Genomic DNA, 25,953 nt, shown 5'->3' on the forward strand with positions numbered 1-25,953 from the left:
CTTTATTTTTCTCAGGAGGTTGAAGCATGATGGATGAAGAAATGCTAAGAGCGTTGAACCAAAATCTGGCGATTATCCGGTTTGGAATAGATCGAAAGGTGGCATATGTCAACGAGATTTTTGCCAACACGATGGGATATTCCGTGGAAGAGCTACAGAATATGCAGCATAGCGATTTCTGTTTTGACTCATTTAGCAAATCGCCGGCGTATGAGGAGTTCTGGTTCTCGTTGTTGTCTGGACAGAGCTTTCAGGATAAGGTGGAGCGGAAGAATGCCCGTGGCGAGACGGTGTGGCTTGAGGCTACCTATATGCCGATCTATGATGAGCAACATACTAATATAGTCGGTGTGTCGAAGGTGTCCACGGATATTACGAAGCGTCAGCAGAGCCTTTCCACAGTAGTTGAGGAGTTGAGCTCGACCTCTCTGGATTTGAACCGCCGGGCGGAGTCTGGTGTCGAACGCAGCCGGGAGCTGCTGCACAGCGTGGACCGGATCGCAGAGGTATCGGAGAATAATACGGCTGCCCTAGAAGAACTGCAAGGACAGGCCAAGGCGATTCAAGGTGTTGTGCAGACCATTCGCGATATTGCCTCACAGACCAACCTGCTCGCGCTGAATGCGGCCATCGAGGCAGCCCATGCTGGCGAGTACGGCAGAGGCTTTAACATCGTAGCGGAAGAGGTGCGAAAGCTGTCGAACGAGGTATCGGAATCCATTGCTCAGATTCAAAGCACCGTTCTTGGTATTACTCAGGATATATTCGGAATTTCCGAAGGAATTACCCGTGTACAATCTTCTGTCGAAGAGAGCCAGCGGCAGATTCGCGTGACGATGGAGGATTTCGATAATATTGTCCGCTTCTCCGAGAAACTGGAGGATCAAGCGAAGAATGTAGCGGAGAACATATAGGAAGCGTCGTAAATGAATCGGGGATTAGACAAGCATTAAGCAAACTTTCAGCCTGGTTTAACCTTCCTGTTGGGAAAAAGGATTATAGTGAAGGTATCCGACCAATCCAGCAGGGGGAATTTATGATGTCCATATCTTCAATCTCCGGAAGCAGTGCGGCTTCCTATAGCAGATCAACCAGTTCTTCGAGCAGCACAGATAGCCAGGTTAAAGCGCTGGAGAAGCAGAAGGCGCAGATTGAGAGCCAGATCAACAGGCTGGACTCCAGTAGTGAAGACAAGCAGACCCAAGAGCAGCAGCTTCAGCAGCAACTCAAGCAAATTGAGGCTCAAATCGCCAAGCTGCAGCAAAGCAAGGAAACTGCGTCCGCGTCAGACAACAGCAGTGCTTCGCAGCAGGTTTCCGGCAGCTTGAGCACAGTGCTTGCCTCTGCAGCTTCGAACACAACGACTACGAACGAAGAAGGCCGCTTTGACGTTCGTATCTGATCCTCGAATCAAAGCCTAAAGGGTCCCGTTCTGCGAAGAGCAGACGGGATCCTTTATCGCGTGCTTATTAATATGTTGATCGTTTGAAGTGATATAAGGCGGGTTTAAAGGGAACATAACGAGTAGGATACATCTTCTCTCAGGGTTTATAATAGGAACAGATTCATTAATTCGAGAGGAGCTTGAATATGGGACAAAGCTTGCAAGGAAAAGTAGCCATCATCACCGGGGCTGCAAGAGGAATCGGTAAAGCGGCAGCAGTCGCGCTGGCGAGGGAGGGCGTACATATCGGTCTGCTGGCAAGAACGGAGGCTACACTGAAGGAGGTCGCTGCCGAGCTTCAAGAGCTTGGTGTAAAAGCGGCCTATGCGGTTGTGGATGTCTCCTCCCAAGAGCAAGTGGAGGCTGGTATTGCGGCGATCACCGAGGAGCTGGGCACCGCCGATATTCTGATCAATAATGCCGGGGTGGCTACCTTCGGTACTGTCATGGAGATGGACCCGGAAGAATGGAAGCAAATGATCGATATTAATTTGTTGGGAACCTACTATGTTACCCGCGCCGTACTGCCGCAATTCATTGAAAAGAACGGGGGAGACATCATCAACATTTCCTCCACTAACGGACTGAACGGAGCCGCAACTGCAAGTGCCTACAGTGCCTCAAAGTTTGCGGTGATAGGGTTCACGGAATCCCTGGCCCAGGAGGTGCGCCGCAACAATATCCGTGTATCGGCATTGACGCCTAGCACGGTTGCAACCGATCTGGCCCTGGATTTGAATCTGATCAAGGAAAATAATGATGTCAAGTTCATTCAGTCAGAGGACCTTGCGGAATTCATCGTCAGCCAATTGAAGCTGCACCCCCGCGTGTACATTAAATCGGCGGGCTTCCTTGCTACGAACCCGTTCTAAGCGGTAGCGGAGCTGTCTAATAATAAGCTCTTTAAAAAACCGTGCGGAAAACCTAATGTTTTCTGCACGGTTATCTTAGGTTATTCGCTTTTACAGGGAACAGGCGGGGGATACCGCATGGGCTCCCACATTCGCAATTTTAGTGCCTTTCTGCACTTATTTCCTCAACGCAAACGGATCTATTAAGAGTTCAGCTCCTGCACCGTTTCTCCTTCGATCAAGACAGGCTGGTAGTAGGTGTTGTTCTTCAAATCCCGCTTGCCCTGCAGCTTCTTGATGATCCAATCTGCGGCATCGCGACCCATCTGCTCTTGGGGATGCGTCAGGGTTGTCAGCTTAATGTTGGCATTCTTGGCGATGTAGGAGTTGTCCTGTCCAATGACGGACAGATCCTGCGGCACCGACAGCTCCAGCTGCCGGCATACCTGAATGACCTCCAGTCCGACCTCGTCATTGTAGCAGACGATAGCCGTAAGCTGCTCGCGGTGCTCGGTAAGGAATGTCCGCAGGCGGGATGACAGGTCCGGCTTCGTCTCGGTATCGAACGAGAGTACCTGTGCCGGATCGAACCGCAGCTTCGCTTCGCCTAGAGCCTTGATATATCCCTTCATCCGATATTTGCCCTGCAAATCGTCCATTTTCGCAATAATGCCGATCTGGGTATGGCCCTTGGCAATCAGCTCGCGGGTCGCCAGATAGCTCGATTGAACGTCATCCAGGCACAGGAAAGGCACATCCAGCTCCTCATAATACGCATTGATCATGATCAGCGGGACATCCTGCTCCTTAAACGCCAGATAGTAGGCAATGTTTGGGTTGTAAAAGTTGCTCTTCGTCGGCTCGATAATCAGTCCGTCAACCCCGAAGGACAGCATCATCTCCAGCGCCTTTTTTTCCTGTTCAACATCATTATTCGTGCTGGCGAGCAGAAGCGAATAGTTGTCTTCGTTCAGCCGCCCCTCAATGCCGCGAATAATAGAAGGAAAGATATAGTCGGAAATATAGGTGGTAATAACGCCGATCGTCCTCTTGCCGGTCGTGCCTGCCGATCGGGTACGGTATTGATGGCTTACGTAGGTGCCGGAGCCTTTCTCGCTTCTCAGGAATCCTTCGTTAGCCAGTTCAAGAATGGCTTTGCGTACCGTCTGCCGGCTCACCTTGTACTTGTCCTGCAACGCTAACTCCGTCGGAATTTGTTCGCCCACACTGTAGACGCCTGATAAAATATCACTCTTAATCTCCTCAAGGATCATCTGATACTTTGGCTTCACCTGGTTCACTTCTTTCCTGCTTGTCCTCATACGAATTTATAGGAAACTATAATTTGTACGTACATATTGTAATTAAATAATACTCTCATTATAATCGATTGTCCATCTTCTTGGAAGATTGAACCGCCTAAGCCCCAGAAGTAAAGAGGATACGGCAATATAAACAAATAAAGGTTGAGAGAAGTCGGAGGATGTCGTAAATGGTAAGCGGGCTATTTTTCCCCCGTTCACAGAATCCTTATACTAACGATGGAAATATCCCATGGTATTTGTAAGCATATCTACTCATTAATATTGACAAATGTACGAACAAAAAACTATACTAGGGCTGATAATAAGGAAAGCGCATTCTTTCAATACTACTTAATGATGATCTATAGAGAGGAGTTACGTGCTGATGAACCATGACCATAATCTCAAGCTAGCGGTAACTGATGGCGAGACCTCGCTTGGCATTGAGCTAGGGTCGACCCGGATCAAGGCTGTATTGATTAACCGCCAATTCGAGACGATCGCCTCCGGCAGCTATGAGTGGGAGAACCAGCTGGTGGATGGATACTGGACGTACAACCTGACCGACATTACGAAGGGTCTTCAAGAAGCATATCGCGAATTAAGCCGGGAGGTGGAGCGGCAATACGGAGTCAAGCTTACCCGAATCGGTTCTATCGGATTTTCGGCCATGATGCATGGATACATGGCCTTTGACAGTACCGGTGAATTGCTGGTTCCGTTCCGGACCTGGCGCAATTCGACGACTGGTGCGGCGGCCCGGCAATTAACGGATGTGTTCCAGTTCAACATTCCTGAACGCTGGAGTATTGCGCATTTGTATCAAGCGATTCTGAACGGGGAGCAGCACGTGCCCCGGATTGATTATATGACGACATTAGCCGGGTATATTCACTGGCTGCTGACCGGCACCAAAGCATTGGGAATCGGCGATGCCTCGGGCATGTTCCCGATCGATGAGACGATACAGGATTACAACGCGAAGATGGTACAGCAATTTGAAGAGTTGGTGGCAGAAAAGGGATATCCCTGGAAGCTGCGGAACATTCTTCCCAAGGTATACACTGCAGGCGTTGAGGCAGGCAGCTTGAGTCTTGAAGGGGCTAGAATTTTGGATCCAGCCGGGAACTTGGAGGCCGGAATTCCGCTGTGCCCTCCGGAGGGCGACGCCGGAACCGGGATGGTGGCGACCAATAGCGTGAAGAAGCGCACCGGCAATATCTCGGTCGGGACCTCCGTATTTGCCATGATTGTGTTGGAGAAGGAGCTGTCTGCCGTCTATCCGGAGATCGACATGGTGACAACCCCGGATGGGAGCCCGGTAGGCATGGTGCACGCCAACAACTGCTCCAGCGAGATTAATGCCTGGCTGGGACTGTTCCAGGAATTCTATACCGCCATGGGGCAGAAGGCAGACAAGAATCAATTGTACAGCGTCTTGTTCAACCAAGCGCTGGCAGCTGATCCGGACGGCGGCGGGTTGCTCAGCTACGGGTATTTTTCCGGAGAAAATATTACCGGCATGGAGAAGGGACGTCCGCTGTTCGTCCGCTCGCCGGAGAGCCGGTTCAACTTGGCTAACTTTATGCGGGTTCATCTATTCTCAGCCTTTGCGGCCTTGAAGCTGGGGATGGATATTCTGACGAAGCAGGAGCATGTCGCCATCGACAGTATTCTGGCCCATGGCGGCTTATTCAAGACACCGAAGGTCGGCCAGCGGATTGTAGCGGCGGCGCTGAATGTTCCGGTATCCGTCATGGACACAGCAGGCGAGGGCGGTGCTTGGGGCATGGCGATCTTGGCTTCATATATGACGAACAAGGACACAAAAGAGCCACTGGACAGCTTCCTTGCGGAGCAGGTGTTCAAGAACGCGCAAGGGCAGGAGATCAAACCGGATCTATCCGACGTTACTGGCTTCGAAGTGTTTATGGAACGCTACAGCAAAGGACTGCCTATCGAACAGGCGGCCATTGACTACTTTGTAGAGAACGGGAGGGATTGAGATGCTTGAGAGATTAAAAGAAGAGGTCTATGAGGCGAATCTGGAGCTGCCCAGACATGGACTGGTCAAATTCACCTGGGGCAATGTAAGCGCGGTGGATCGCGAGAGCGGTCTGTTCGTCATCAAGCCCAGCGGGGTGAGCTATGACAAGATGAAACCGAGCGACATGGTGGTCGTTGATCTGGACGGGAATGTGGTCGAGGGAGAGCTTAGACCTTCCTCCGATACGCCGACCCATGCTGTGCTTTACAAGCATTACAGGGAAATAGGCGGCATCGTGCATACCCATTCCACCTGGGCGACGATCTGGGCTCAAGCCGGGCTGGACGTTCCTGTGATGGGCACGACGCATGCCGATACCTTCTACGGGGCGGTACCGTGTACCCGCTTTCTGACGCAGGAGGAGGTTGACCGCGGCTATGAAATCGAGACCGGGCGACTGATCATCGAGACATTCGAGCAGAGGGGACTGGATGTTATGGCTATCCCCGGCGTGCTGCTCAAGGGGCATGCGCCGTTTACCTGGGGCAAGGATGCCAATTCGGCCGTAGTCAACAGTGTGGTGCTGGAGGAGGTCGCGAAGATGAACCTGTTTGCGCGCGAATTGAACCATTTTGCCGATGAATTGCCGCAGCGCATTCTGGATAAGCACTATTTGCGCAAGCACGGGAAGGATGCGTACTACGGACAAAAATAGTCCGATTCACAATAAAAGGGAAGTTGTTCAAAAAGTCATCTTTTGATCACGAAGTATTTTAAGGTGTTGATTCGACATCGAATCTTGCGTTCACCCTAGAAGTCAAGCGGATGCTTACGAGGTATGCTTCCTTCGGAAGCATTTCACTCATGTAGGTTTTGCCTACATTCCGTTCCTCCTTCTTCAGGTTCTCGCAACCTTCCCGGTGCTGAAAAGCCGACTTTTTGAACTCTCAATAAAAGAGAGGATGAGTAAAATGACAGCAGCGAAGCAATTTTGGTTTGTAGTGGGATCGCAGCATTTGTACGGAGAAGAAGCCTTGGCCGAAGTGAAGGCCCACGCTCAGAAGATGACCGATGCCTTGAACGGAAGCGGGGTACTGCCGTATCCGCTGGTGTTGCAGGATTTGGCTGTAAGTGCGGATAAGATCACCTCCATCATGAAGGAAGTGAACTACCGGGACGAGGTGGCAGGAGTAATTACCTGGATGCACACCTTCTCCCCGGCAAAAATGTGGATTCGCGGAACGAAGCTTCTGCAGAAGCCGCTGCTTCATCTGGCTACGCAGTATAACGAGAGTATTCCATGGTCCACCATTGACATGGACTTTATGAACCTGAACCAGGCTGCCCATGGCGACCGGGAGTATGGCTTCATCAATGCCCGGCTCAACAAGCAGAACAAGATTGTGGTCGGCTACTGGGAGCGTCCGGAGGTTCAGCGGCAAATCGCGGACTGGATGGATGTGGCGGTAGCTTACAACGAGAGCTTCCATATCAAAGTAGCCCGCTTTGGAGATAACATGCGCAATGTCGGCGTGACGGAAGGCGACAAGGTAGAGGCTCAGATTCAATTTGGCTGGACCGTAGACTACTTCGGCATCGGTGATCTTGTGCAGTACGTAGAGGCCGTGACCGAGCAAGAGGTAAATGCACTGTTCACTGAATATGCCGAGCTGTACGACTTCGATTATGGCGATTACAGCAAGGAAGATTGGGAAGCCAGCGTGAAGGTGCAGGCTAGCTATGAAATTGCTATCAAGCGCTTCTTGGACAATGGGGGATACAATGCCTTCACCTCCAACTTCGAGGACCTGCACGGCATGAAGCAGCTGCCCGGGCTTGCCGTACAGCGCCTGATGGCTCAAGGCTACGGCTTCGCCGGTGAGGGAGACTGGAAGACGGCAGCGCTGGATCGTCTGCTCAAGGTGATGAGCCATAACCGGAACACCGGCTTCATGGAGGATTACACCTATGAGCTGGCGCCAGGGCAGGAAGCGATCCTGCAATCCCATATGCTAGAGGTCGATCCAAGTCTGGCAGGCAACAAACCGAAGATTGTCGTATCCCCTCTGGGCATCGGCGACCGTGAAGATCCGGCCCGTCTCGTGTTCGACGGCAAGGCGGGAGAAGGCGTCGTCGTATCGATGGCGGATTTTGGTACGCATTACAAGCTGCTGATCAACGAGGTTGAAGCGTTCGAACCGACGGTTCCCGCTCCGAAGCTGCCGGTAGCCCGCGTGCTGTGGAAGGTGAAGCCGAACTTCCAGGACGGGGTGAAGGCCTGGATCGAGAACGGCGGCGGCCATCATACAGTTGTATCTCTTAATCTGACAACGGATCAAATTGTGACTTACGCCAAGCTGGTGAACCTGGAGTACGCAGTCATCAAGTAAGCGCCTGGTACACTTGAAACTGTCCACTTTCCTTTCTGTGCTCCGGTATAGGATAATAGCCTTATATATCGAAAAAGGAGAGTGGGCGGCTTGAATCGCGCCAAGGTGATGCTGGTCGAGGACGACCTGGACTGGAGCGGCGGATTGCGGAATTTTTTCGCCAACGAACCCGAGTTCGAGATTATTTCATGTGTGGACAGCAAGGAGGCTTGTCTGGCTGCACTCGATGATTTGGGCGTGGATATCGTGCTTATGGATATCATACTGGGAGACTCCGGTGCGACCGGACTGGATGCCGCTCTGGAGATTGCCCACAGACATCCTGCGGTCAAAGTCATTATGCTCAGCTCCCTGGATAACGATGATGAGGTGTTTAACGAGGCCTTTCTGAACGGCGCCTATGATTTTGTATATAAGAATGAATTCGAACAGATTCCTGCGGTGATATCAAATGCGTTAAGAGATCAGGAGACCAAATATGGTCCCCGTCTGAAGAAGCTCGTCTATGATAAGAAAAGAAAGCTGCTGAACCCGTACGATGTTGTGCTGCTCAAGCTCATACTCGAAGGGAAGACGCAGCAGGAGATTGCGGATATGAACTGCGTCAGCCTGTCCGCGGTGAAGAAGCATGTTAGCAGAGTGCTGGATAAGTTCCAATGGAGCCGCTCCACCAAGGAATTAGCGGATAAATGCCAAAAGTGGGGGCTGTTTGAGGAAGTGAGGGACGTATGATCATCGCGTTCTTCTTGCTGCTGTTTGTAGTCATGATGCCGACCAGCATCTATTTGCTTGTGAAGCAAAGAGAGAACCGGCTGCTATTTTGGGGAGCCCTGATCATCCTTACAGTGGGATTAAGCGGCCTTCAGGTCGGATTGGAGAAGCTGGCGCTTCCCCTTATGGAATCCAGCGGAGCCGGTGATCCCTGGATTAACGCGATCTATATCGTCACCGCCTTTTTAAATATCATTATCCATGCTTTTCCCTATTATTTGATCCTTGTATTTTTCATGTATTTCTCGGGCTATTCCACCGCGCTTGCTACTGGCTTGCTGCTCGTTCCGGCTCTGCTGACCTTTGTTTTCAGCGATGTATACCCCGCGGCCAGGATGAACTACTCGTATATTTTAAGCTGGGCGATTCCCTATATGCTGGCGTCGGCTGCATTATTTGCGATTGGGCTGCTGAAGGTCGAGAATATCAAGCATAAGCGTCTCCAATACTTCGGGATCGGGATGATCGTCCTGATTCCCGAAGTTTTTTTGCTGCTGCTGCAGCTGGAGGGCATCTATTTTGAGCTCCCTATAGCCATCTTGACCTTTATTCCTATCTTATGCTTGATCAGCCTGCTGCTCGGGTTGATCTTCTATGTCTACAATGTCTTCGCCCGCTTTCAATCCGCTACCGTGCTTACGAAGATGCAAATAGGGACCAGCATGATGCAGCATGCCTTCAAGAACGCCATATCCAAAAACAAGCTCCACGCGCTGAATATGCAGCGCAGCCTGGAGGCGCAGCAGTATGAGGCAGCTGGAAATCATCTGAACAACCTGCTAAACTCCAATGATCATCTAATGAGCATGGTGTCCAAGCTGTCCTATCTGACCCGCAGCCGCATCTCGCTTGAGCTGGAAACCCTGGACATTTCCGGCTTGCTTCGGGAGGTGCTGGATCAGTGGACAACCCCGGCGGTTGCCATTGAGACTCGGTTTACTCCCGCAATCATGGAGCTTGATCGGACACTGGTCGCGGAGTGCTTCTCGAATGTGATCAGCAATGCCGTGGAAGCGATGGAGGGCAAGGGAACACTGACAGTAACGGTCGAGAGGATCAAACATAAGGTGAAGGTCTCTTTTTCCGATACAGGCAAGGGAATGGACAAGGAGCAGGTCAAGCGGATGTTTGAGCCGTTCTTCTCCACCAAACATAAGTCGGGACATAACTTTGGACTGGGCATGTTCTATGTCAGGAAAATTATGAGCGCGCATCGGGGGAAGGTTGCCGTGGCCAGCCAGCTTGGCAAAGGCACGACAGTTACGTTGTATTTCTCTTAGCAAATCGTGGAATATACTTGCTTGGCGGCCGTGAAAGAGGAGCCGTTGAGCTGTGGACGAATGCGTATGTGAAAAAAAGATCATTGACAAACAATATCAATCCGACTAGCATAGTATCAATAATTCAATACGCAGCGTGCTTTGAATGCTATGGATCACACTATAGCAGGAGCAGCTTCTGGAGAGACCGCGGATGTCGCGGCGCCGAAGGGTTCACAATCTCAGGCAAAAGGACAGAAGAGTAGAAACGAACGAAATCTGCATACCGCAGTTGACCCTCTTTATTCGGGGATGCGGCAGGGCAGAGAGGATTCGTATTACTTTTTGTGCCCGGAGATTGGAGTGATCCAATCTCTTTTTTTGTTGGTTGACATTGTTGCCCCTCACTGCAGAGAGCGAAACAATCTTAAGGGGGAGCTTAGTTATGGCACAGCAGGAATTAAAGCGGGATTTAGAGAACCGTCATGTACAACTCATTGCTATAGGAGGAACGATTGGAACAGGATTGTTCCTGGGGTCCGGAAAGGCCATTCAACAGGCCGGTCCATCTATCGTGCTTACGTATCTTATTGTGGGGATCGCTGTATTCTTTGTGATGAGAGCGCTGGGAGAGCTGTTGCTGTCGAAGGCGGGCTACCAGTCGTTTACCGATATTGCCCAGGATTATCTGGGAGAGCGGGTGGCCTTTATCACCGGCTGGACCTATTGGTTCTGCTGGATTATGACGGCGATGGCCGACGTCATTGCCGTAGGCATTTACGTGAAATATTGGTTCGATATCCCGCAATGGGTGCCGGAGCTGATCTGTCTGATCGTGCTGCTCGGGCTGAATTTGTTAACAGTCAAAAATTTCGGGGAGCTGGAGTTCTGGTTTGCCCTGATTAAAGTCATTACAATCCTGGCCCTGATCGGACTGGGCATCGTGCTGCTGGTTATCGGGTTCAAGACCGAGGCGGGAGCCGTGTCAGTGACCAACCTGTGGAACCATGGAGGCATCTTCCCCAATGGGATCACCGGGTTTCTCTTATCCTTCCAGATGGTCGTCTTTGCATTCGTTGGAGTGGAGCTGGTAGGGGTATCTGCGGCGGAAACCTCCAATCCGGAGAAAAATATCCCGTCTGCCATCAACAAAATTCCGATGCGGATTTTGTTCTTCTATGTGGGAGCGATTTTAGCCTTGCTGTGCATCAATCCCTGGACTCAGCTTACCGCAGGGGAGAGCCCGTTCGTACGGACCTTTGCCCTGGTCGGGGTTCCGGTCGCCGCCGGGATCATCAACTTCGTCGTGCTGACCTCGGCGGCTTCTGCCTGCAATAGCGGAATGTTCTCGACCAGCCGGATTCTCTACAATTTGGGGAACAAGAATCAGGCGCCGAAATCCTTTGGCAAGCTGAACAAAAATCACGTGCCGCGCAACGGCCTGCTTATCTCAACGCTCATCCTGTCGGGGGGAGCGCTTTTAAGCAAGCTCATCCCGGAGCAAGCCTTCGGCGTAGTGACGACTATCAGCGCGATTTGCTTCATCTGGGTGTGGGGAGTTGTGCTGATCAGCCATATCCGGTACAAGAAGCAGCAGCCTCAGCTACATGCAGCCTCGAAATTCAAGGCGCCGTGGACACCGTTCATCAACTATGCGGTCCTCGTTCTGTTCGCTATCATCCTTATCATTATGCTCATTGCTGACGAGACGCGTCCGGCCCTGCTGCTTACGCCTTTATGGTTTGTGCTGCTGTTTGCGCTCTCCTATATCAAACGAGTCCGATAAAACGAGAAAACCCGGTATCAGGGGGAGAAGGCCAAAGCCTCCCTGATACCGGGTTTTCTATATTCAAGTCCCACTACAGGATAGCGTGATGCCGTCCTCTTGGAACTACCATGGGCGAACCGCACAGCGGGTCTTGAATGACAGTGCAATTCAGTCCGAAGATATCCTTGACCATGGTGCTTGTAATGACCTCTGAAGGTGTTCCTTCCGTGACCAGCTTTCCTTCATGCATCGCAAAGATATGGTCCGCATACCGCGCCGACAGATTGATATCATGAAGCACCATCATGATCGTCGTGCCGTGCTTGCGGTTTAGATCGGTAAGCAGATCAAGAATCTCGACCTGATAGGTAATATCCAAGAAGGTCGTCGGTTCGTCCAGGAACAGGATATCGGTCTGTTGCGCCAGGGCCATCGCAATCCAGACACGTTGTCTCTGGCCGCCGGACAGCTCATCGATATCATGGTTGGCGAACTCGGTGATATTCATAATTTCCATCGCTTCCGCGACGGCCTCATAATCCTTCCTGGACCATCCGCTAAACATGGATTGATGCGGAAATCTTCCGCGTCCGACCAAGTCTGCAACGGAAATGCCCTCCGGGACGATCGGAGACTGCGGGAGCATTCCGATGACACGGGCCAGCTTCTTCGGCGGAATCTTGCTGATCGGCTTGCCATCGACAGTAACCTGGCCGGAGATCGGCTTGATCAGCCTTGCCAGCGTCTTGAGCAGCGTCGATTTGCCGCAGCCGTTCGCTCCGATAATGACACTGATTTTGTTGCTGGGGATCACAAGATCGATCCCGTGAATTACCGTCTTATGGTCATAGCCGGCAACCAGTTGCTCGGCTTGAAACAGATGTGTGGCTGGCATCATAACTCTCCCTTCCGATTCATTTGGATAAGCAGGAAGATCAGGTAAGGCGCTCCGAGCAATCCTGTAATAATCCCGACAGGATATCTGACCTCGAAGAGAAATTGCCCGATCAGATCCGCGCCCAGAACCAGATTAGCTCCAACAAGACCGGCGGGCACCACATTGGAATGGCCGGCCCCGACTAATCGGGTTGCGATCGGTCCTGCAAGGAAGGAGACGAAGGCAATCGGTCCGGTCGTTGCGGTAGCAATAGCAACCATGGCGACAGAGCTGATAATCAGCACGATTCTTGTCTTGTCCGTATTCAGGCCAAGCGATGAAGCGGATTGCTCCCCGAGCTCCAGCAAGCTCAGATGCTTGCTGAGGGCAATCAGAATCGGTGCCAGCATGATCACCGTGATCAAGAGCGGAGGCAGTTCCTTCATTTGGGAGCCGTTCAGGCTGCCCGTAAGCCATCTGAGAGCAGAAGGGATATCTTGCTGCGCACTGATCAGAATCAGATAGGACACCACTGCATCCAGCATAGCCTGCATCCCGATACCGATCAGAATCAGCCGTCCAATGGAGAAGGATCTTCCTCGGGACAGCAGATACATAATAAGGACCGTAATCAATCCGGCCACCACGGACGCGACCGATACTACAGCATTGGTGGAATGCAGAATGGTTATACAAAAGACAGCAGCTGCACTGGAACCGGAGGTAATACCGATAATGTTCGGATTCGCAAGCGGGTTGCGCAGCATCGTCTGGAAGACGATCCCGGCCATCCCGAAGGCCATGCCGGAGAATAATCCGGCCAGCATTCTCGGCAAGCGGATCGTATTGACGGCGAAGGAGACGCCTTTGACCTGCTCTCCGAACAGTGCCCGGACAATCTCCTTGACCGGATAGATGGTATTCCCTAAGAGGAGCATGGCGCAGCAGAGCAGCACGGCCAGCAAGGCAAGGCTGCATGTGACAAGTACCCAGCGGCGACGGCGTTGACGCCGGCCTGACATAATGAATTCTATCGTATCATTTCTCATAATGAACGCACTTTCGATCTAATCGCTAGGAATATTAGAAGTGGAGCTCCTACAAAGGCTGTAACCACACCGACCTCCAGCTCGCCGGGGCTGCCGAGCAGTCTGCCTAAAATGTCCGATATCGTAAGAATAATAGCGCCTGAAAGGGCGGACATCGGGATGACAAAACGCAGATCCGGGCCCAGTACCAGCCGCATGACATGCGTCGCCAGCAATCCGATGAAGCCGATCGGACCAGCTAAGGCTGTAACAGCGCCGCATAGAATCACGCCGGCCAGAGCCGAGATCAGCCGCAGCACACCTGTGCGCACGCCCATCCCCGTCGCCACATCATCCCCTAGCGCAAGCGCATTCAGCGCCGGGGCTGTGAGGATCGCCGTCACTACGCCGATGACCAGGAACGGAGCAAGCGTCAGCACGACGCTCCAGCTGCCTGAGCCGACACTGCCCACTTGCCAGAAGCGAAATTGATCCATGACATAGGAGCGCGGAATCAGGATGGCAGATACAACAGAAGACAGGGCAGCACTAGTGGCTGCACCTGCCAAAACGAGCTTAATGGGCGTAGCGCCGCCACGCCCCATTGAGCCGATACCGAAGACGAACACTGCCGTTATTGCAGCCCCGACCAGTGCCAGCCAAATGTATTGGTGAGCGGCACTGATGTTCAGGAAGGCAATTCCGCTGACGACGAACACCGACGCGCCCGTATTGACGCCCAGAATACTGGGATCCGCAATCGGGTTACGGGTGACGGACTGCATCAACGAGCCGGATACCCCGAGAGCCGCACCACAGCATAAGGCGAACACAGTACGGGCAACCCGCTTGCGGACGATATTCGCGCCGTAGGACTCGACATCCGGGTGGAAGAGGCCGTCAAGTAATTCTTGAAGCCTCACCACCCGGGAGCCTAGTACCAGAGAGGCTATCGCGCAGAGCACAAGTAGAGCCAGGCAGACAAATAGCACTCTTTTGAAGTTCTTCGGTACAGATGAAATTAATTTTTGTTCTGAAATATCTGAAAAATTATTCATTTACTTTGTCAGCGGCTGCTCCAATTAGCTTCAAATATTCATCAATCGTGTAGGCAATCGAAAGCGGGTTGGGTGTACCGGCAGCAACCAGCGGCGTATCACTGTCAATAAAGGCTACCGAGCCTCTTTGAATGGCAGGAATTTTGCCAAGCAGGGAATCTGCTTGCAGTGCCTTCAGGAGCTCATCATTGCCGTAGCCTACGATCAGGTCCGCATCGTTCAAGGCTTCTGCATTTTCAGCACTCAGCTTCAAGGAATAGCTTGTAGGGTCGGTAATTTGGGAGGTGATGCTCTCCGGATATTCCAGACCCAGCTCGTACAAGAAGGAGACGCGGGAATCGATTGGTGTGTAAATATGCAGCTGGGACATATCTTGGGCAGAGAAGTTCACCCATACAACCTTTTTACCACTGATTTGCGGGTATGCACTTAATTTTTCAGCCACCAGGGATTCCGTATCCTTAATCAGCTGTTCGCCTTCCGCCTTCATTCCCGCACCTTCGGCATTCAGCAGCACTTGCTCCCGCCAGGTCGTAGTCCAAGGAGATGTCGGGTAAGCAACTACCGGAGCAATTTCACTCAGAAGATCGTAGTCTTCTTGGGTGATACCGGAGTATGCGGCCAGAATTACGTCTGGATTCGCATCGGAGATCGCCTCAAAATCAAGTCCGTCCGTATCCTGAAAGACGTTCGGATCGGTTACGCCAAGCTCTTGCAATTTTTCAGCTGTCCAAGGGAGAAGCCCGCTGTCATCCTGTACCCCGAAATTTGCAGCGGAGAAGCCTACAGGCACAACGCCCATCGCGAGAAGGACGTCATGATTGGCCCACTGAATGGTCACGATACGTTCCGGCTTGCTCTCGATTATAGTTTCGCCAAGCGCATGCTTGATGACAATCGGATACGCTCCGTCAGACTCTTGAGCAGCAGGCTCATCGGTTGCTGGAGTCTGTGTGTTCTCCGCGTTGTTTTGCGCCGCAGGCGTAGTTGAATTGTTGGTCTGGCTAGAGCATCCGACCAATGCCACTACAAGGACAAGGGCAAAGATCAGGGTGAGTAATGAGGTTTTGCGATGTGTTCTCATAATCATTTCCTTTCCAGAGTGATGAAATTGATAATCGTTCTCAATCATTTTAGCGTCTATGTGTTAAAGTGTCAAAGGAATTTTATGAAAAACATCTCAAGGCAGCTTCTCGGGATTCATCGTCAGATACAGTTCAATTATCTTATCGTCACAGATATAAAAACTCAGGATACCTGCGAGGGCGCCCTTCTGTTCCACCACGATAGCGGGTTGATGGTTGACATTTTTAATCTCAAAGCGGAAATCCTGCGGGGCCTTATTAATGACGCCGTATAGCAGGGAAAGCACGTTGGAGGAGGATATGACTGGGCGAAGAGCGGCCCGGACGATCCCTCCGCCATCGGAGTACAGAGTGACATTTTCAGATAGAAGCTCCAGCAGAATATCCGTTTGCTGCTTTTGAAAGGCATGGATAAAGCGCTCGACCAAGGATTTGTTCCGCTCATAGCTCAAGCTTTCATCCTCGATCCGCGAGGTTCGCCGCTTGGCACGGCTGAGTATCTTACGGCAGTTATCCTCCTTCTTATCCATGATTGCGGCAATTTCCGGATAAGAGAAGCCGAGTGCCTCCCTCAATAGAAGAATAGCCCGTTCATCCGGCGCCAGGTGCTCCATCATTCGTAAAAAGGCAATGCTCAGTCCTTCTTTTTGCAACAGAATTTCAGACGGATCGGTGCCGTCTGCTTCCTCAAGCAGCAGCGGTTCAGGATTCCAGGGCCCCGCATACTGCTCTCGCCTGTGCCGGGCCGATTTCAATTCATCAAGACAGCGGTTGGTTACAACCTTGCAGAGATACGCTTTCTTGTTCTCTATTTTTTGCGCATCCATTTGGTACGCTTTTAAAAAAGTATCCTGTACAATATCCTCGGCGTCCGTGACGGAGCCTAGCATTCGATAAGCTATGGAAAATAACAACGGCTTGAATCGTTGGTATTCTTCGTTACTAATCTGCATGATAGCGCCTCTTTTCCTTGGCCATGATATCCTCGGCCGCTTGCTTTGCGCTGGTAAGGGCTCCTTCCGCCAGCATGAAATCCGGAGAAGCCCAATCTCCGGCAATATATAAACCCGGGATGCTCTTTTTGAACCGGGCTAATCTCTGCTCGTCTCCGATTTGCGGCAAGCGCTGATTCACTGCGATTTGAGGGAGGAAACGGCTGTTCAGCTCGTAATTCCTCCATCCAGGCTGCATTTGCTCGAGGAATTGCTCAAGCTCGGTCCGAATCCGCTTCGGATCAGGGTGTTCCTCCGGATGATAGTATCTCAACACATGCAGAACCGCACTTGATACGTCATCAGAAAGCCTTGCGTAATTCGAGTGTACAGAAAAATAGACCGGCTCGGTTAAACTCATGGAGAATAGCTGCTTCGGATTCGGAAGCCGGGAGAGAGCAACATCAAGGGAGGCTCCTTTCACAGGAACGAAGGCAGGCAAGGGATCCACCGGGAAATTGGCCGGTTGTTCGGCTAGGACGCGGCTCAGCTCAAGAGGGGCTCCTGTCCATAACACATTTCTCCCCCAGACCTTCTCGTCATCGGAGAGTATGACTTTGAAAAGGCCGTGCTGTTCGGTATTCATCTGTTTAAAGCACTTCTGCGATTGCACCTGCACGCCCGAGATCACCGCCCGATTATGAAGCTGGTCGATCAGACTCTGCCAGCCGTGATCCAGATACAGCACCCCGCTTAGGACTGTCTTGATATGGGATACAATGACCTTCGCGCTTGCCAGATCGGGAGCATGGCAATACGTAGCGAGTCTTCCGAGTAAATAGAGCAAGGACTGCACCGGGGCGGAGCCGGTCATTCGCCGAACCCACTGTTCAAAGGTCTGATGCGATAGTTTGCCAGGATCAGCTGAACTTATCTGGAGCAGCACCTTGGCCCACTCCATGCGTTCCCTTGCCTGAAGCAGACGTGTAGTAGCCAGGCCCGATAGCGTGAAAGGGGCTGCATAAGCCAACCCCTCTTTCATGAGCTGACCGCCCAGCTTCGGCGGCTTGCCCGAGAACTCTATATCCAACTCTTCGAGAATGGATACGGCTTTTCCTTTTTGGGGCAGCGCATGAGGACCCAGATTGAAATACTGATGTCCGATCCGCTGTGTTCTCGCCCTTCCGCCAACCTCAGCTCCTTTTTCCAATACTAAAATGGATAAGCCGTTTCCTGCCAAGCAATTAGCCGCCACTAAACCCGCAAGGCCGCCGCCGACAATAACAACATCCCAAGTGTGAGTCATAAGGTACACCTCCTGTTATTCTTTCCTAATAATCAAGACGACAAGGGAGGGATAGCTGTGACAGCGATTGGTGAAATGGTGAAGCAATATGCATAGTTTAGAACGGGCTGTACAAACTAGGGCGGATGTATAATCAATCAATATTGAAGGAGGCCATCCAATGCAATCCCAACAGCCCCAAAATCACCAGAACCTTCATACAGGCATCGTTCCTCCGCAATTGAATCACGGCGGACATGAAATGTTCGACGTTCATGAAGTTCTGGCCGGCGCGATTAACACGATAAACACCTACACCATGTTAAGCGGACACGTTCAAGATCCTGAGCTTCGCGACATTCTGCAGCGGCAGAAGCAATTCATGACAACCGAGTATAACACCACGCTGGAGTGCTTCAAGACAGGACAAGATCCGGCCGTACCGACACAAAGCTACAGCATGAAGCAGGGGAACGACTTCACCTACGGGATGAAGCCCAGCCCGCCGCAAAAGCCGTTGCAGTCCATAGCGGAAATCAACGACGGAACGATTGCCTTAAGTATGCTGAATGCCGTGAAAGGCGGGGCCGCGATCAAGACAAGCGCGGCGATGGAAGTGACTAACCCGGTGGTTCGGCGTGTATTGGCTGACTCGCTTCCCAACTGCATCGAAATGGCTTATGAAATCTCGCTTTACCAGAATAAGCATGGTTATTATCAGGTGCCGCAACTGGCGGAACAGGACATGCAGATCATGCAGAATGGTTATGCCCCTTGCCCGACCCAACCGCAAATGCCGGGAACGCAAGGTTTTCATTAAAGCGGACCCTAGCGCTTCCTTTCGAGGAGCGCTTTTTTTATGGATAGGGAGTACATAGGTGTTTATTGATTAAGGAATTTTTTGAGGTCGAATGGGAATTTGGAGGTATCGCGGTTTTAAAAGGTTAAAATATAATATATAATGAAAGCGATTTCAGTTGGAGGGAGAGTTGCGGAATGGGTGCCATGCGGATCGAACAGGACTTTCTAGGCTCGAAAGAGATTCCCGGCCATGCATATTACGGAATTCAGACGCTCAGGGCCGTTGAAAATTTCCAGATTACCGGTTATCGAATTCATGAAGAATTGATCAGGGCACTGGCGATGGTCAAGAAGGCGGCCGCGCTGGCGAATATGGAGACGAACCGTCTTGACCCGATCATCGGCGAGCCCATCGTCCAGGCGGCTGAGGAGCTTATTCAGGGGAAGTGGCAGGATCAGATCATCGTCGACCCGATCCAGGGCGGAGCGGGAACCTCCATCAACATGAACGTAAACGAGGTCATTGCCAACCGGGCGATTGAATTGATGGGAAGGGAGAAGGGCAACTATTCTCTTTGTAGTCCCAACACCCACGTCAACATGTCGCAATCCACCAATGATGCCTTTCCAACAGCCATTCATATTGCCGTCTTGAAGCAACTGGAGAAGCTGCTTACCGTGATGGAAGATATGCATAATGTGATTCACCAGAAGGGACAGGAGTTCAGTCACGTCATCAAAATGGGAAGAACTCATCTGCAGGATGCCGTGCCGATTCGGCTTGGACAAGAGTTTGAGGCCTACAGCCGGGTAGTGGCAAGGGATATGAAGCGGATTATGCAGTCCCGCAAGCATTTATATGAGTTGAATATGGGGGCTACCGCTGTTGGAACCGGATTGAATGCCGATCCCCGGTATATGACCTCCGTAGTGCAGCAGCTCAAGGCGTTAAGCGGATTGCCGCTGGAACAGGCCGAGCATCTGGTGGACGCTACGCAAAATACGGACGCCTATACGGAAGTATCTGCCGCGCTCAAAATCAGCATGATCAACATGTCCAAGATCGCCAACGACCTGCGCCTGATGGCTTCCGGTCCGAGAGCGGGACTTGGCGAGATCACCTTGCCTGCCCGTCAGCCCGGCTCCTCGATCATGCCCGGCAAGGTGAATCCGGTCATGCCGGAGATGATTAATCAGATCGCCTTTCAGGTCATCGGCAATGACCACACCATCTGCCTGGCTTCGGAGGCGGGACAACTGGAGCTGAATGTGATGGAGCCCGTTCTTGTATTTAACCTGCTGCAATCCATCAGTATGATGATTCAGGGCTTTCGCTCATTTACGAATTATTGCCTCAAGGGCATCCAGGCCAATGAAGACAAGCTGCGGGAGTATGTTGAGCAGAGCGTAGGGATCATGACGGCGGTCAACCCGTATATCGGATATGAGACTGCTGCAAAGATTGCTCAAGAGGCCATAGCCACCGGAGCCTCGATCCGCGATCTCTGCCTAAAATATAACGTGTTGACCGGCGAGCAGTTGGATCTGATTCTGGACCCGTTCGAGATGACGCATCCCGGCATAGCCGGCGCGGATATATTGAAGAAATGACAGAAATATCAAGCGGCGAATGGGGGGATGCTTCTAATGCGTCTAATACCTTGGTTCGCCGTATCTTTTTCAAGTCGAAATTAAAGGGAAAAGGATATGAAGCGTTTAAATATAAGGAGATGTTTAGGATGAATCAAGAAGTCATCGAATTTATTGATGCGGTGAGGGAACCTTGGCAACAGCAATTGTGCACGACGCTTAGAGAGATTGTTATTTCGGCCATTCCCGATGTCCAGGAGCGAATCCAATATAAGAAGCCTCATTTTCTAAAAAACGGAAAGTATGCGGCGGTTATTTCTACATCAAAGGATGCCGTCAGCTTCACCCTTTTTAATACGGTGAATATGACTTTGCCGGAAGGCTTCGAAGGCCCGCCGGAGCGTAAGACGCTCAAATTGAAGAAGGGCCAGGAAGCGGATCGTGATCTCCTGTCCCCGCTGGTGAGTCAAGCTGCATCAGAGCTCGGCTAGATCGGGGAGGGGAGAAGATGTCAGGCACACCTTAACTACGATTTCCAAGGATGATCCGCATTACTTATGATAAACTAGGGGCATTTTTCTAATTTTACAGAGATTTACGAAAGCGGGATAACGGAAGAGATGAAACGACTAACGATAGGCTTGTTTGCCCATGTGGATGCAGGAAAGACAACTTTTGCGGAGCAGTTGCTCTACCATACGAACAGTATCCGGTCGCGGGGGCGGGTGGATCATCAGGATGCCTATCTGGACAGCCACGAAATTGAGCGGGCAAGGGGCATTACGGTGTTCGCCGACCAGGCGATTATGGAATATAAAGGCGACAAGTACCATTTGATCGATACGCCCGGACACGTCGACTTCTCTCCGGAGATGGAGCGGGCACTTCAAATTATCGATTATGCGGTTGTGATTGTCAGTGCGGTGGAAGGAGTCCAGGGTCATACGGAGACCGTCTGGCAGCTGCTGCGAAAGCATGAAATCCCGACCTTCTTCTTCATCAATAAGGCTGACCGGGTGGGGGCAGATATCTCGCAGGTGGAGGAGGATATCCGCCAGCAGCTTACAGGGGATATCGGCAGTCTCACGGAAGGCTTTGTGGATGGCAGGGTCGCTGAGCCGCTAAGGGAAATGATGGCGGAGCGGGATGAATCCCTGCTAGAAGCCTTTCTGGAGGGAAAAGACGATCCTGATTTCTGGCTGGACGGCTTACGGGGAATGATCCGGGATGGCCGTCTGTTCCCGTATGCCTACGGCTCAGCGCTTCAGGATACAGGGGTTGTGGAATTCCTTGAACAGATGCATTTGCTTACGGTTGCTGATTATGATGGGGATGCTCCATTCGGAGGCCGAATCTACAAGATCAAGCACGACGAAGCTGGGGTACGGCACACGTTCATTAAAGCGGAAAGCGGTCGGCTGCGAGTTCGCGACCTGTTGGTCTATGCTACCGGTGAACAGCGGGTTGAAGAGAAGATCACTCGCTTGCTTTGGGTGAATGGAGCCAAAACCCAGACGGTAGAGCAGGCGGAGGCTGGTGATTTGTTTGCTGTTCTTGGTCTGTCTGCAGCCGAGGTCGGGCAAGGACTGGGACAGGTTGAAGATAAGCTGGTATACGATTCGGAGCCGACCTTGCAGGCGAAGGTGGAATTCCCTGCTGTGCTTCATGTCCAGCAAGTGCTGGGAGCATTCCGTCTGTTGAATGCGGAGGACCCTTCATTAAATGTTGTCTGGAACGAGAGCTTGCAGGAGATTCATATTCGCGTAATGGGCTTGATTCAGCTTGAAGTGCTGGAGCAGCTTGTGAAGGAACGGTTCGGATTTGCCATCACGTTCGGCCAGCCGGAAATTCTTTATAAAGAGACGATTCAGTCCTCAGTTACAGGATACGGTCATTTCGAACCGCTCAGGCATTATGCAGAGGTGCATTTACTGCTGGAGCCCGGAGAGCGGGGCAGCGGTCTCGGGTTCACCAGCGTGTGCCATCCGGATAATCTAGGCTATAATTACCAGAACCTGATCCAAACCCATCTGTATGAACGGGAGCATCATGGACTGCTGACCGGTATGCCGGTGACGGATTTGAAGATTACGCTCCTCCGGGGCGCTGCGCACAAGGAGCATACCCATGGAGGCGACTTCCGCGAGGCAACGTTCCGCGCGCTGCGCCAAGGGTTGGAGAAGGCAGAGAATGTGCTGCTTGAGCCTTTTTATAATATCAAAATCAAAGTGAGCATTGACGAGATGGGCAGGGTTCTTTCCGATATCCAGCGGGCTTCAGGCACCTTTGAACCGCCGCAGACATCGGAGGGTCAAGCGGTCATCACCGGGAGGGTACCCGTCTCCACCTTCATGAGCTACAGCACGGAATTTGCATCGTTCACACATGGGCGGGGCAGTATCCGCTGTGTGTTCGGCGGTTACGACCGGTGCCATAATCCGGAGGAAGTGATAGAACGGCTAGGCTACCGGAAGGAGGCCGACCCGCTCTACACCTCCTCCTCGATTTTCTGTGCCAAGGGAGCTGGTTACTCCTTGCCTTGGGAGGAGGCGGAAGCCAAGATGCACCTTTTGTAAGCAGGGAAGCTTTTGGAGATTTCCGGGTATAAGGACTCCATATTTTTGTGAATAGCAGAATAAAATGGGATTATATGACTACTCACGCTTGTTCCTCTGTGATAAGATGTGATTAATTTTACAGTTTTAGCAATAGTAGTCGCCTTTCTGGAATCAAAAAAGGAGTTTAAATATGAGCCCTAAAGGATGGTTTGACCTCGCTCTATTCATCCTGCTGTTCGTGCTGTTCATCTATGTCTTTATTTCCGTCCGGGTTACGAACTTACATAAGGTTTACTTCTTGTTTCATAGCTTGATGATGCTGTGGCCGTTCAGTCAATTTGCCATGGGCATGACGGGAAACCCCGATCTGCAGCGGCTGTTCGTCACGATATCCTTCGTTGCCATATCTTTGGTGGGGGGAGGATGGTTCCTGCTTACCTTCTTCCTGACACGAACGGAAGCGCAATTAAGCAAGTCCCAGACCGTTATGATTCTGGCCCCAGCCGTTATTGCAGCCGCAGGCGTGGTTCTGAATATCGGCGGTGATTTTGCGCTCCCGGTCCAGGGGGGCTTCGTCCAGCGGACGTATGGTCCCTGGTTCTGGGTTGTCACTGCGGTTCTGTTAAGCTACTTTTTTGCCTCCCTCTTCATCTTGTTCCGGGCAATGCGTTCCCCTCATACATCGCCAGAGGTCAGAAAGCAGGTCAAGATTACCCTATGGGGAATCTATGTCCTAACCGGATTTGCGTGCCTGGATAGCTTTCTGAACGTTGTGCTCGGCAAATGGCTCCCGATTATCCCTGGATTGACATCCCTAGGGATTTTTCTGTCCTGCCTATTTTTTGTTTACGTTATTAAAAAATTTAATGTGTTTGACCTTGTATCGATCGCCCAAGAGGATATTATCAATCGAATTCCTTACGGTATCCTGGTTCTGGATGAGCAAGGGTTGATCATGAAGGTCAACAAAGCCTTATCTTTGATTCGGGACCTTCGGGTCGGGGATCGCTTTGAGCTTGCCTCCTTTCTGGAGACGGTTAAGGTAACTGGAGATGTGGGGACATTTTTGGAGCAATACAAGCAGAAGGAATATCGGCCCTTCCGGATTGAGATCGAGGTGGAGAGCCTGACGGAGCGACATTTTATCCTTCAGGTTTCGCCGATCGTGGATACTTATCAGTCGTTCTTCGGATCGATATTGACCTTCCAGGACGTAACGCAAGAGCGCTTCCTGGTGCATGAGCTGAACCGGCAGAATGAAATACTTCAGGAACGCAATCAATCGCTCGATCATATTCGTTCCGAGCTGTCCGAGGCCAATCGAAAGCTGGAGGAGCTGGTCTTGACCGACAGCTTGACGGACTGCTATAACCGGCGGTATTTGACGCAGCAGCTGACGCATGAGGTGAGCACCAATACCCGGTATCGGATCCCCTTCTCGTTGATCCTGTTCGATATTGATCACTTCAAGAACGTGAATGACCGTTACGGACATGTCGTTGGAGATGAAGTGCTTTTACGGACTGCACAAGTCGTCAAGCAGGCGATTCGCAGCACGGATATTCTTGCCCGATACGGCGGAGAGGAGTTCATGATCTATCTCCCGCATACCGAGCAGCAGCTTGCCATGCAGCTGGCAGAACGAGTAAGGCTGTCAGTAGAGCTGAATCAGGTGCCTGTGGAGCTCGGACAAGCGTTGGAGGAGGTTTCGGTTACGATCAGTATGGGTGTTGTAGCGATTGATGTTTTTAGCGAGGAAGATCCGGCTGAGAGTCCGGAGGAATATTTGGTTCGGCTTTTCTCTGCCGTAGATAAGGCTCTTTATCAAGCCAAGGAGAAGGGACGCAACCGGGTCGAACTCGGACAGTGCGCCAATGTGGCACCCTTGATGTAGCTAATCGATGATAGGGCATGATAGTCGGGAGGCTGTCTACCTCGCCTCCCCGCAATCATCGATCGGGCTGTTTTATCAGCACTTATTATCGTACTTGCCGCATCATACGGCGTAGCTCAATACAAGAGGGTGTCCCTGATCATCTGCTTCGATGATTTCGGAACACCCTCTTGTACATTCCCTTCCTATTGGCACACCAGATTACTGGTACACCCAAATCCCTGAGATCGTCATCACGGCAGGCAGTGCTTCCTCATCCACCGGAACATGATCGTAAAAACCGCCTACAGCCAGATTAAGCAAAAGATAGAATGGCACGTCGAACGGCGTGACTCCCGGCTCCATGCGGCGCTCTGCAAAACAATGGCCATCTGCCAGCCAGCGAATCGATTCTTCACTCCACTCCAGCGTATAATCATGAAATTCATTAATCGTGCCGGACTCCAGCTGATGGGAGAACTCGTCCGTGACCTTATGGTCCCAATCCGATCCAAAGTGAAGCGTTCCAAATACCTGCTGCGGCAGCCGACCTTTGGCCTCGATCATATCGATCTCCCCGGAGGCCGGCCAGTTGCCGTATTTCTTGTCTTGCGGCAGAAGCCAGATCGCCGGCCACATGCCTTGTCCTATCGGGAATCTGGCACGAACGACCAGCTTCCCATAGCAGAAGGAGAAGATATCCCGAGTATCGATACGGGCAGAGGTATAGGCGAATTTACGCCCATCCACCGTCTCCACGGCTTCACGTCTTGCGCACAAATTCAAGCCCTCTTCATTTAGATACAAATTTCCGGGATTCCCCGTATAAAATTGCTGTTCCCCGTTTCCCCAGCCCGGGAAGATCGCATTGCCCTGGTCATCTAGCAGATCATTGCCCAGACGAACGTTCCATGAGCTCAGGTCGGCACTGCTATGTAAATAGTCCTGATGCCAGATCAGCTTATCCATCCTTATGCACACTCCCTTCTTCATACTCCCAGCATAGCGGATTTACATGCCCGGTCAAACGAATCCAAAAAAATGGGATAGGGTCAAAAATCCTGGCCTTTTTTTCCTATGCGCATTTTCTTA

General features: G+C 51.6%; 22 protein-coding genes and 1 riboswitch. Of the genes, 14 read left to right on the forward strand and 8 right to left on the reverse strand.

Annotated features, from left to right (window positions below):
- Positions 1-26: 26 nt before the first annotated feature.
- From KQJ23_RS19480 to KQJ23_RS19490, 3 genes are all read left to right on the forward strand, one after another.
- Positions 27-914 (forward strand): methyl-accepting chemotaxis protein, encoded by an 888-nt coding sequence (locus KQJ23_RS19480; protein ID WP_216480576.1) that lies wholly within the window; start codon positions 27-29, stop codon positions 912-914.
- Between the two features lie 125 nt (positions 915-1,039).
- Entirely contained in the window at positions 1,040-1,402 is a 363-nt protein-coding gene (locus tag KQJ23_RS19485; RefSeq protein ID WP_216480577.1) for a FlxA-like family protein, read from the forward strand.
- A 188-nt stretch (positions 1,403-1,590) separates the two neighbouring features.
- Complete coding sequence (locus KQJ23_RS19490) at positions 1,591-2,316, forward strand: 3-ketoacyl-ACP reductase (RefSeq protein ID WP_216480578.1); 726 nt, start codon at positions 1,591-1,593, stop codon at positions 2,314-2,316.
- Between the two features lie 182 nt (positions 2,317-2,498).
- Here the strand turns inward: KQJ23_RS19490 and KQJ23_RS19495 are convergent, their stop codons facing one another.
- Complete coding sequence (locus KQJ23_RS19495; protein ID WP_216480609.1) at positions 2,499-3,587, reverse strand: GntR family transcriptional regulator; 1,089 nt, start codon at positions 3,585-3,587, stop codon at positions 2,499-2,501.
- Positions 3,588-3,984: 397 nt separating this feature from the next.
- Here KQJ23_RS19495 and KQJ23_RS19500 point away from each other — a divergent pair, with 397 nt between their 5' ends.
- From KQJ23_RS19500 to KQJ23_RS19525, 6 genes are all read left to right on the forward strand, one after another.
- Complete coding sequence (locus tag KQJ23_RS19500) at positions 3,985-5,604, forward strand: xylulokinase (protein ID WP_216480579.1); 1,620 nt, start codon at positions 3,985-3,987, stop codon at positions 5,602-5,604.
- A 1-nt stretch (position 5,605) separates the two neighbouring features.
- Entirely contained in the window at positions 5,606-6,301 is a 696-nt protein-coding gene (locus tag KQJ23_RS19505) for an L-ribulose-5-phosphate 4-epimerase (RefSeq protein ID WP_216480580.1), read from the forward strand.
- 256 nt (positions 6,302-6,557) lie between these two features.
- The gene (gene araA, locus KQJ23_RS19510; RefSeq protein WP_430522321.1) at positions 6,558-7,976 is read left to right on the forward strand and encodes an L-arabinose isomerase; all 1,419 of its coding nucleotides are present in this window, start codon (positions 6,558-6,560) and stop codon (positions 7,974-7,976) included.
- A gap of 90 nt (positions 7,977-8,066) precedes the next feature.
- Positions 8,067-8,708: a response regulator transcription factor gene (locus tag KQJ23_RS19515; protein ID WP_216480582.1), complete on the forward strand. Its 642-nt coding sequence runs from the start codon at positions 8,067-8,069 to the stop codon at positions 8,706-8,708.
- Positions 8,705-10,027, forward strand: a complete 1,323-nt coding sequence (locus KQJ23_RS19520) for an ATP-binding protein (protein WP_216480583.1) — start codon at positions 8,705-8,707, stop codon at positions 10,025-10,027. The genes KQJ23_RS19515 and KQJ23_RS19520 overlap by 4 nt, the downstream gene beginning before the upstream one ends.
- 168 nt (positions 10,028-10,195) lie before the next feature.
- Positions 10,196-10,274: riboswitch (glycine riboswitch) on the forward strand.
- Positions 10,275-10,451: 177 nt separating this feature from the next.
- Positions 10,452-11,792: an amino acid permease gene (locus tag KQJ23_RS19525; protein ID WP_216480584.1), complete on the forward strand. Its 1,341-nt coding sequence runs from the start codon at positions 10,452-10,454 to the stop codon at positions 11,790-11,792.
- Positions 11,793-11,865: 73 nt separating this feature from the next.
- On the opposite strand, the gene KQJ23_RS19530 is transcribed toward KQJ23_RS19525, so the two are convergent.
- From KQJ23_RS19530 to KQJ23_RS19555, 6 genes are all read right to left on the reverse strand, one after another.
- Positions 11,866-12,669: an ABC transporter ATP-binding protein gene (locus KQJ23_RS19530; protein ID WP_216480585.1), complete on the reverse strand. Its 804-nt coding sequence runs from the start codon at positions 12,667-12,669 to the stop codon at positions 11,866-11,868.
- Positions 12,669-13,700, reverse strand: a complete 1,032-nt coding sequence (locus KQJ23_RS19535; protein WP_216480586.1) for a FecCD family ABC transporter permease — start codon at positions 13,698-13,700, stop codon at positions 12,669-12,671. Before KQJ23_RS19535 ends, KQJ23_RS19530 begins: the two co-directional genes overlap by 1 nt.
- Positions 13,697-14,737, reverse strand: coding sequence for a FecCD family ABC transporter permease (locus tag KQJ23_RS19540; RefSeq protein WP_216480587.1), 1,041 nt, complete (start codon positions 14,735-14,737; stop codon positions 13,697-13,699). Before KQJ23_RS19540 ends, KQJ23_RS19535 begins: the two co-directional genes overlap by 4 nt.
- Positions 14,730-15,821 carry an iron-siderophore ABC transporter substrate-binding protein gene (locus KQJ23_RS19545; RefSeq protein WP_216480588.1) on the reverse strand — a complete coding sequence of 364 codons (1,092 nt, stop codon included), beginning with the start codon at positions 15,819-15,821 and terminating at the stop codon, positions 14,730-14,732. Before KQJ23_RS19545 ends, KQJ23_RS19540 begins: the two co-directional genes overlap by 8 nt.
- A gap of 96 nt (positions 15,822-15,917) precedes the next feature.
- The gene (locus KQJ23_RS19550) at positions 15,918-16,775 is read right to left on the reverse strand and encodes an RNA polymerase sigma-70 factor (protein WP_216480589.1); all 858 of its coding nucleotides are present in this window, start codon (positions 16,773-16,775) and stop codon (positions 15,918-15,920) included.
- Positions 16,765-18,060 (reverse strand): phytoene desaturase family protein, encoded by a 1,296-nt coding sequence (locus tag KQJ23_RS19555; protein ID WP_216480590.1) that lies wholly within the window; start codon positions 18,058-18,060, stop codon positions 16,765-16,767. Before KQJ23_RS19555 ends, KQJ23_RS19550 begins: the two co-directional genes overlap by 11 nt.
- 160 nt (positions 18,061-18,220) lie before the next feature.
- Between KQJ23_RS19555 and KQJ23_RS19560 the strand changes: the two genes are divergently transcribed.
- The 5 genes from KQJ23_RS19560 (at position 18,221) to KQJ23_RS19580 (ending at position 24,882) form a co-directional block, all read left to right on the forward strand.
- Positions 18,221-18,859, forward strand: coding sequence for a spore coat protein (locus KQJ23_RS19560; protein ID WP_216480591.1), 639 nt, complete (start codon positions 18,221-18,223; stop codon positions 18,857-18,859).
- Between the two features lie 176 nt (positions 18,860-19,035).
- Entirely contained in the window at positions 19,036-20,451 is a 1,416-nt protein-coding gene (gene aspA / locus KQJ23_RS19565; protein WP_216480592.1) for an aspartate ammonia-lyase, read from the forward strand.
- Positions 20,452-20,579: 128 nt separating this feature from the next.
- A complete protein-coding gene (locus KQJ23_RS19570; protein WP_216480593.1) occupies positions 20,580-20,921 on the forward strand; it encodes a DUF1801 domain-containing protein in 342 nt (113 codons plus the stop codon).
- 129 nt (positions 20,922-21,050) lie between these two features.
- Complete coding sequence (locus tag KQJ23_RS19575; RefSeq protein ID WP_216480594.1) at positions 21,051-23,006, forward strand: elongation factor G; 1,956 nt, start codon at positions 21,051-21,053, stop codon at positions 23,004-23,006.
- 172 nt (positions 23,007-23,178) lie between these two features.
- A complete protein-coding gene (locus tag KQJ23_RS19580) occupies positions 23,179-24,882 on the forward strand; it encodes a histidine kinase N-terminal 7TM domain-containing diguanylate cyclase (RefSeq protein WP_216480595.1) in 1,704 nt (567 codons plus the stop codon).
- 201 nt (positions 24,883-25,083) lie between these two features.
- Here KQJ23_RS19580 and KQJ23_RS19585 read toward each other — a convergent pair whose 3' ends face one another.
- On the reverse strand, positions 25,084-25,830 hold the full coding sequence (locus KQJ23_RS19585; protein WP_216480596.1) for a glycoside hydrolase family 16 protein: 747 nt from the start codon (positions 25,828-25,830) through the stop codon (positions 25,084-25,086).
- Positions 25,831-25,953 lie beyond the last annotated feature (123 nt).

The organism is Paenibacillus brevis (assembly GCF_018919145.1).
GTDB classification, from domain to species: Bacteria; Bacillota; Bacilli; order Paenibacillales; family Paenibacillaceae; genus Fontibacillus; species Fontibacillus brevis.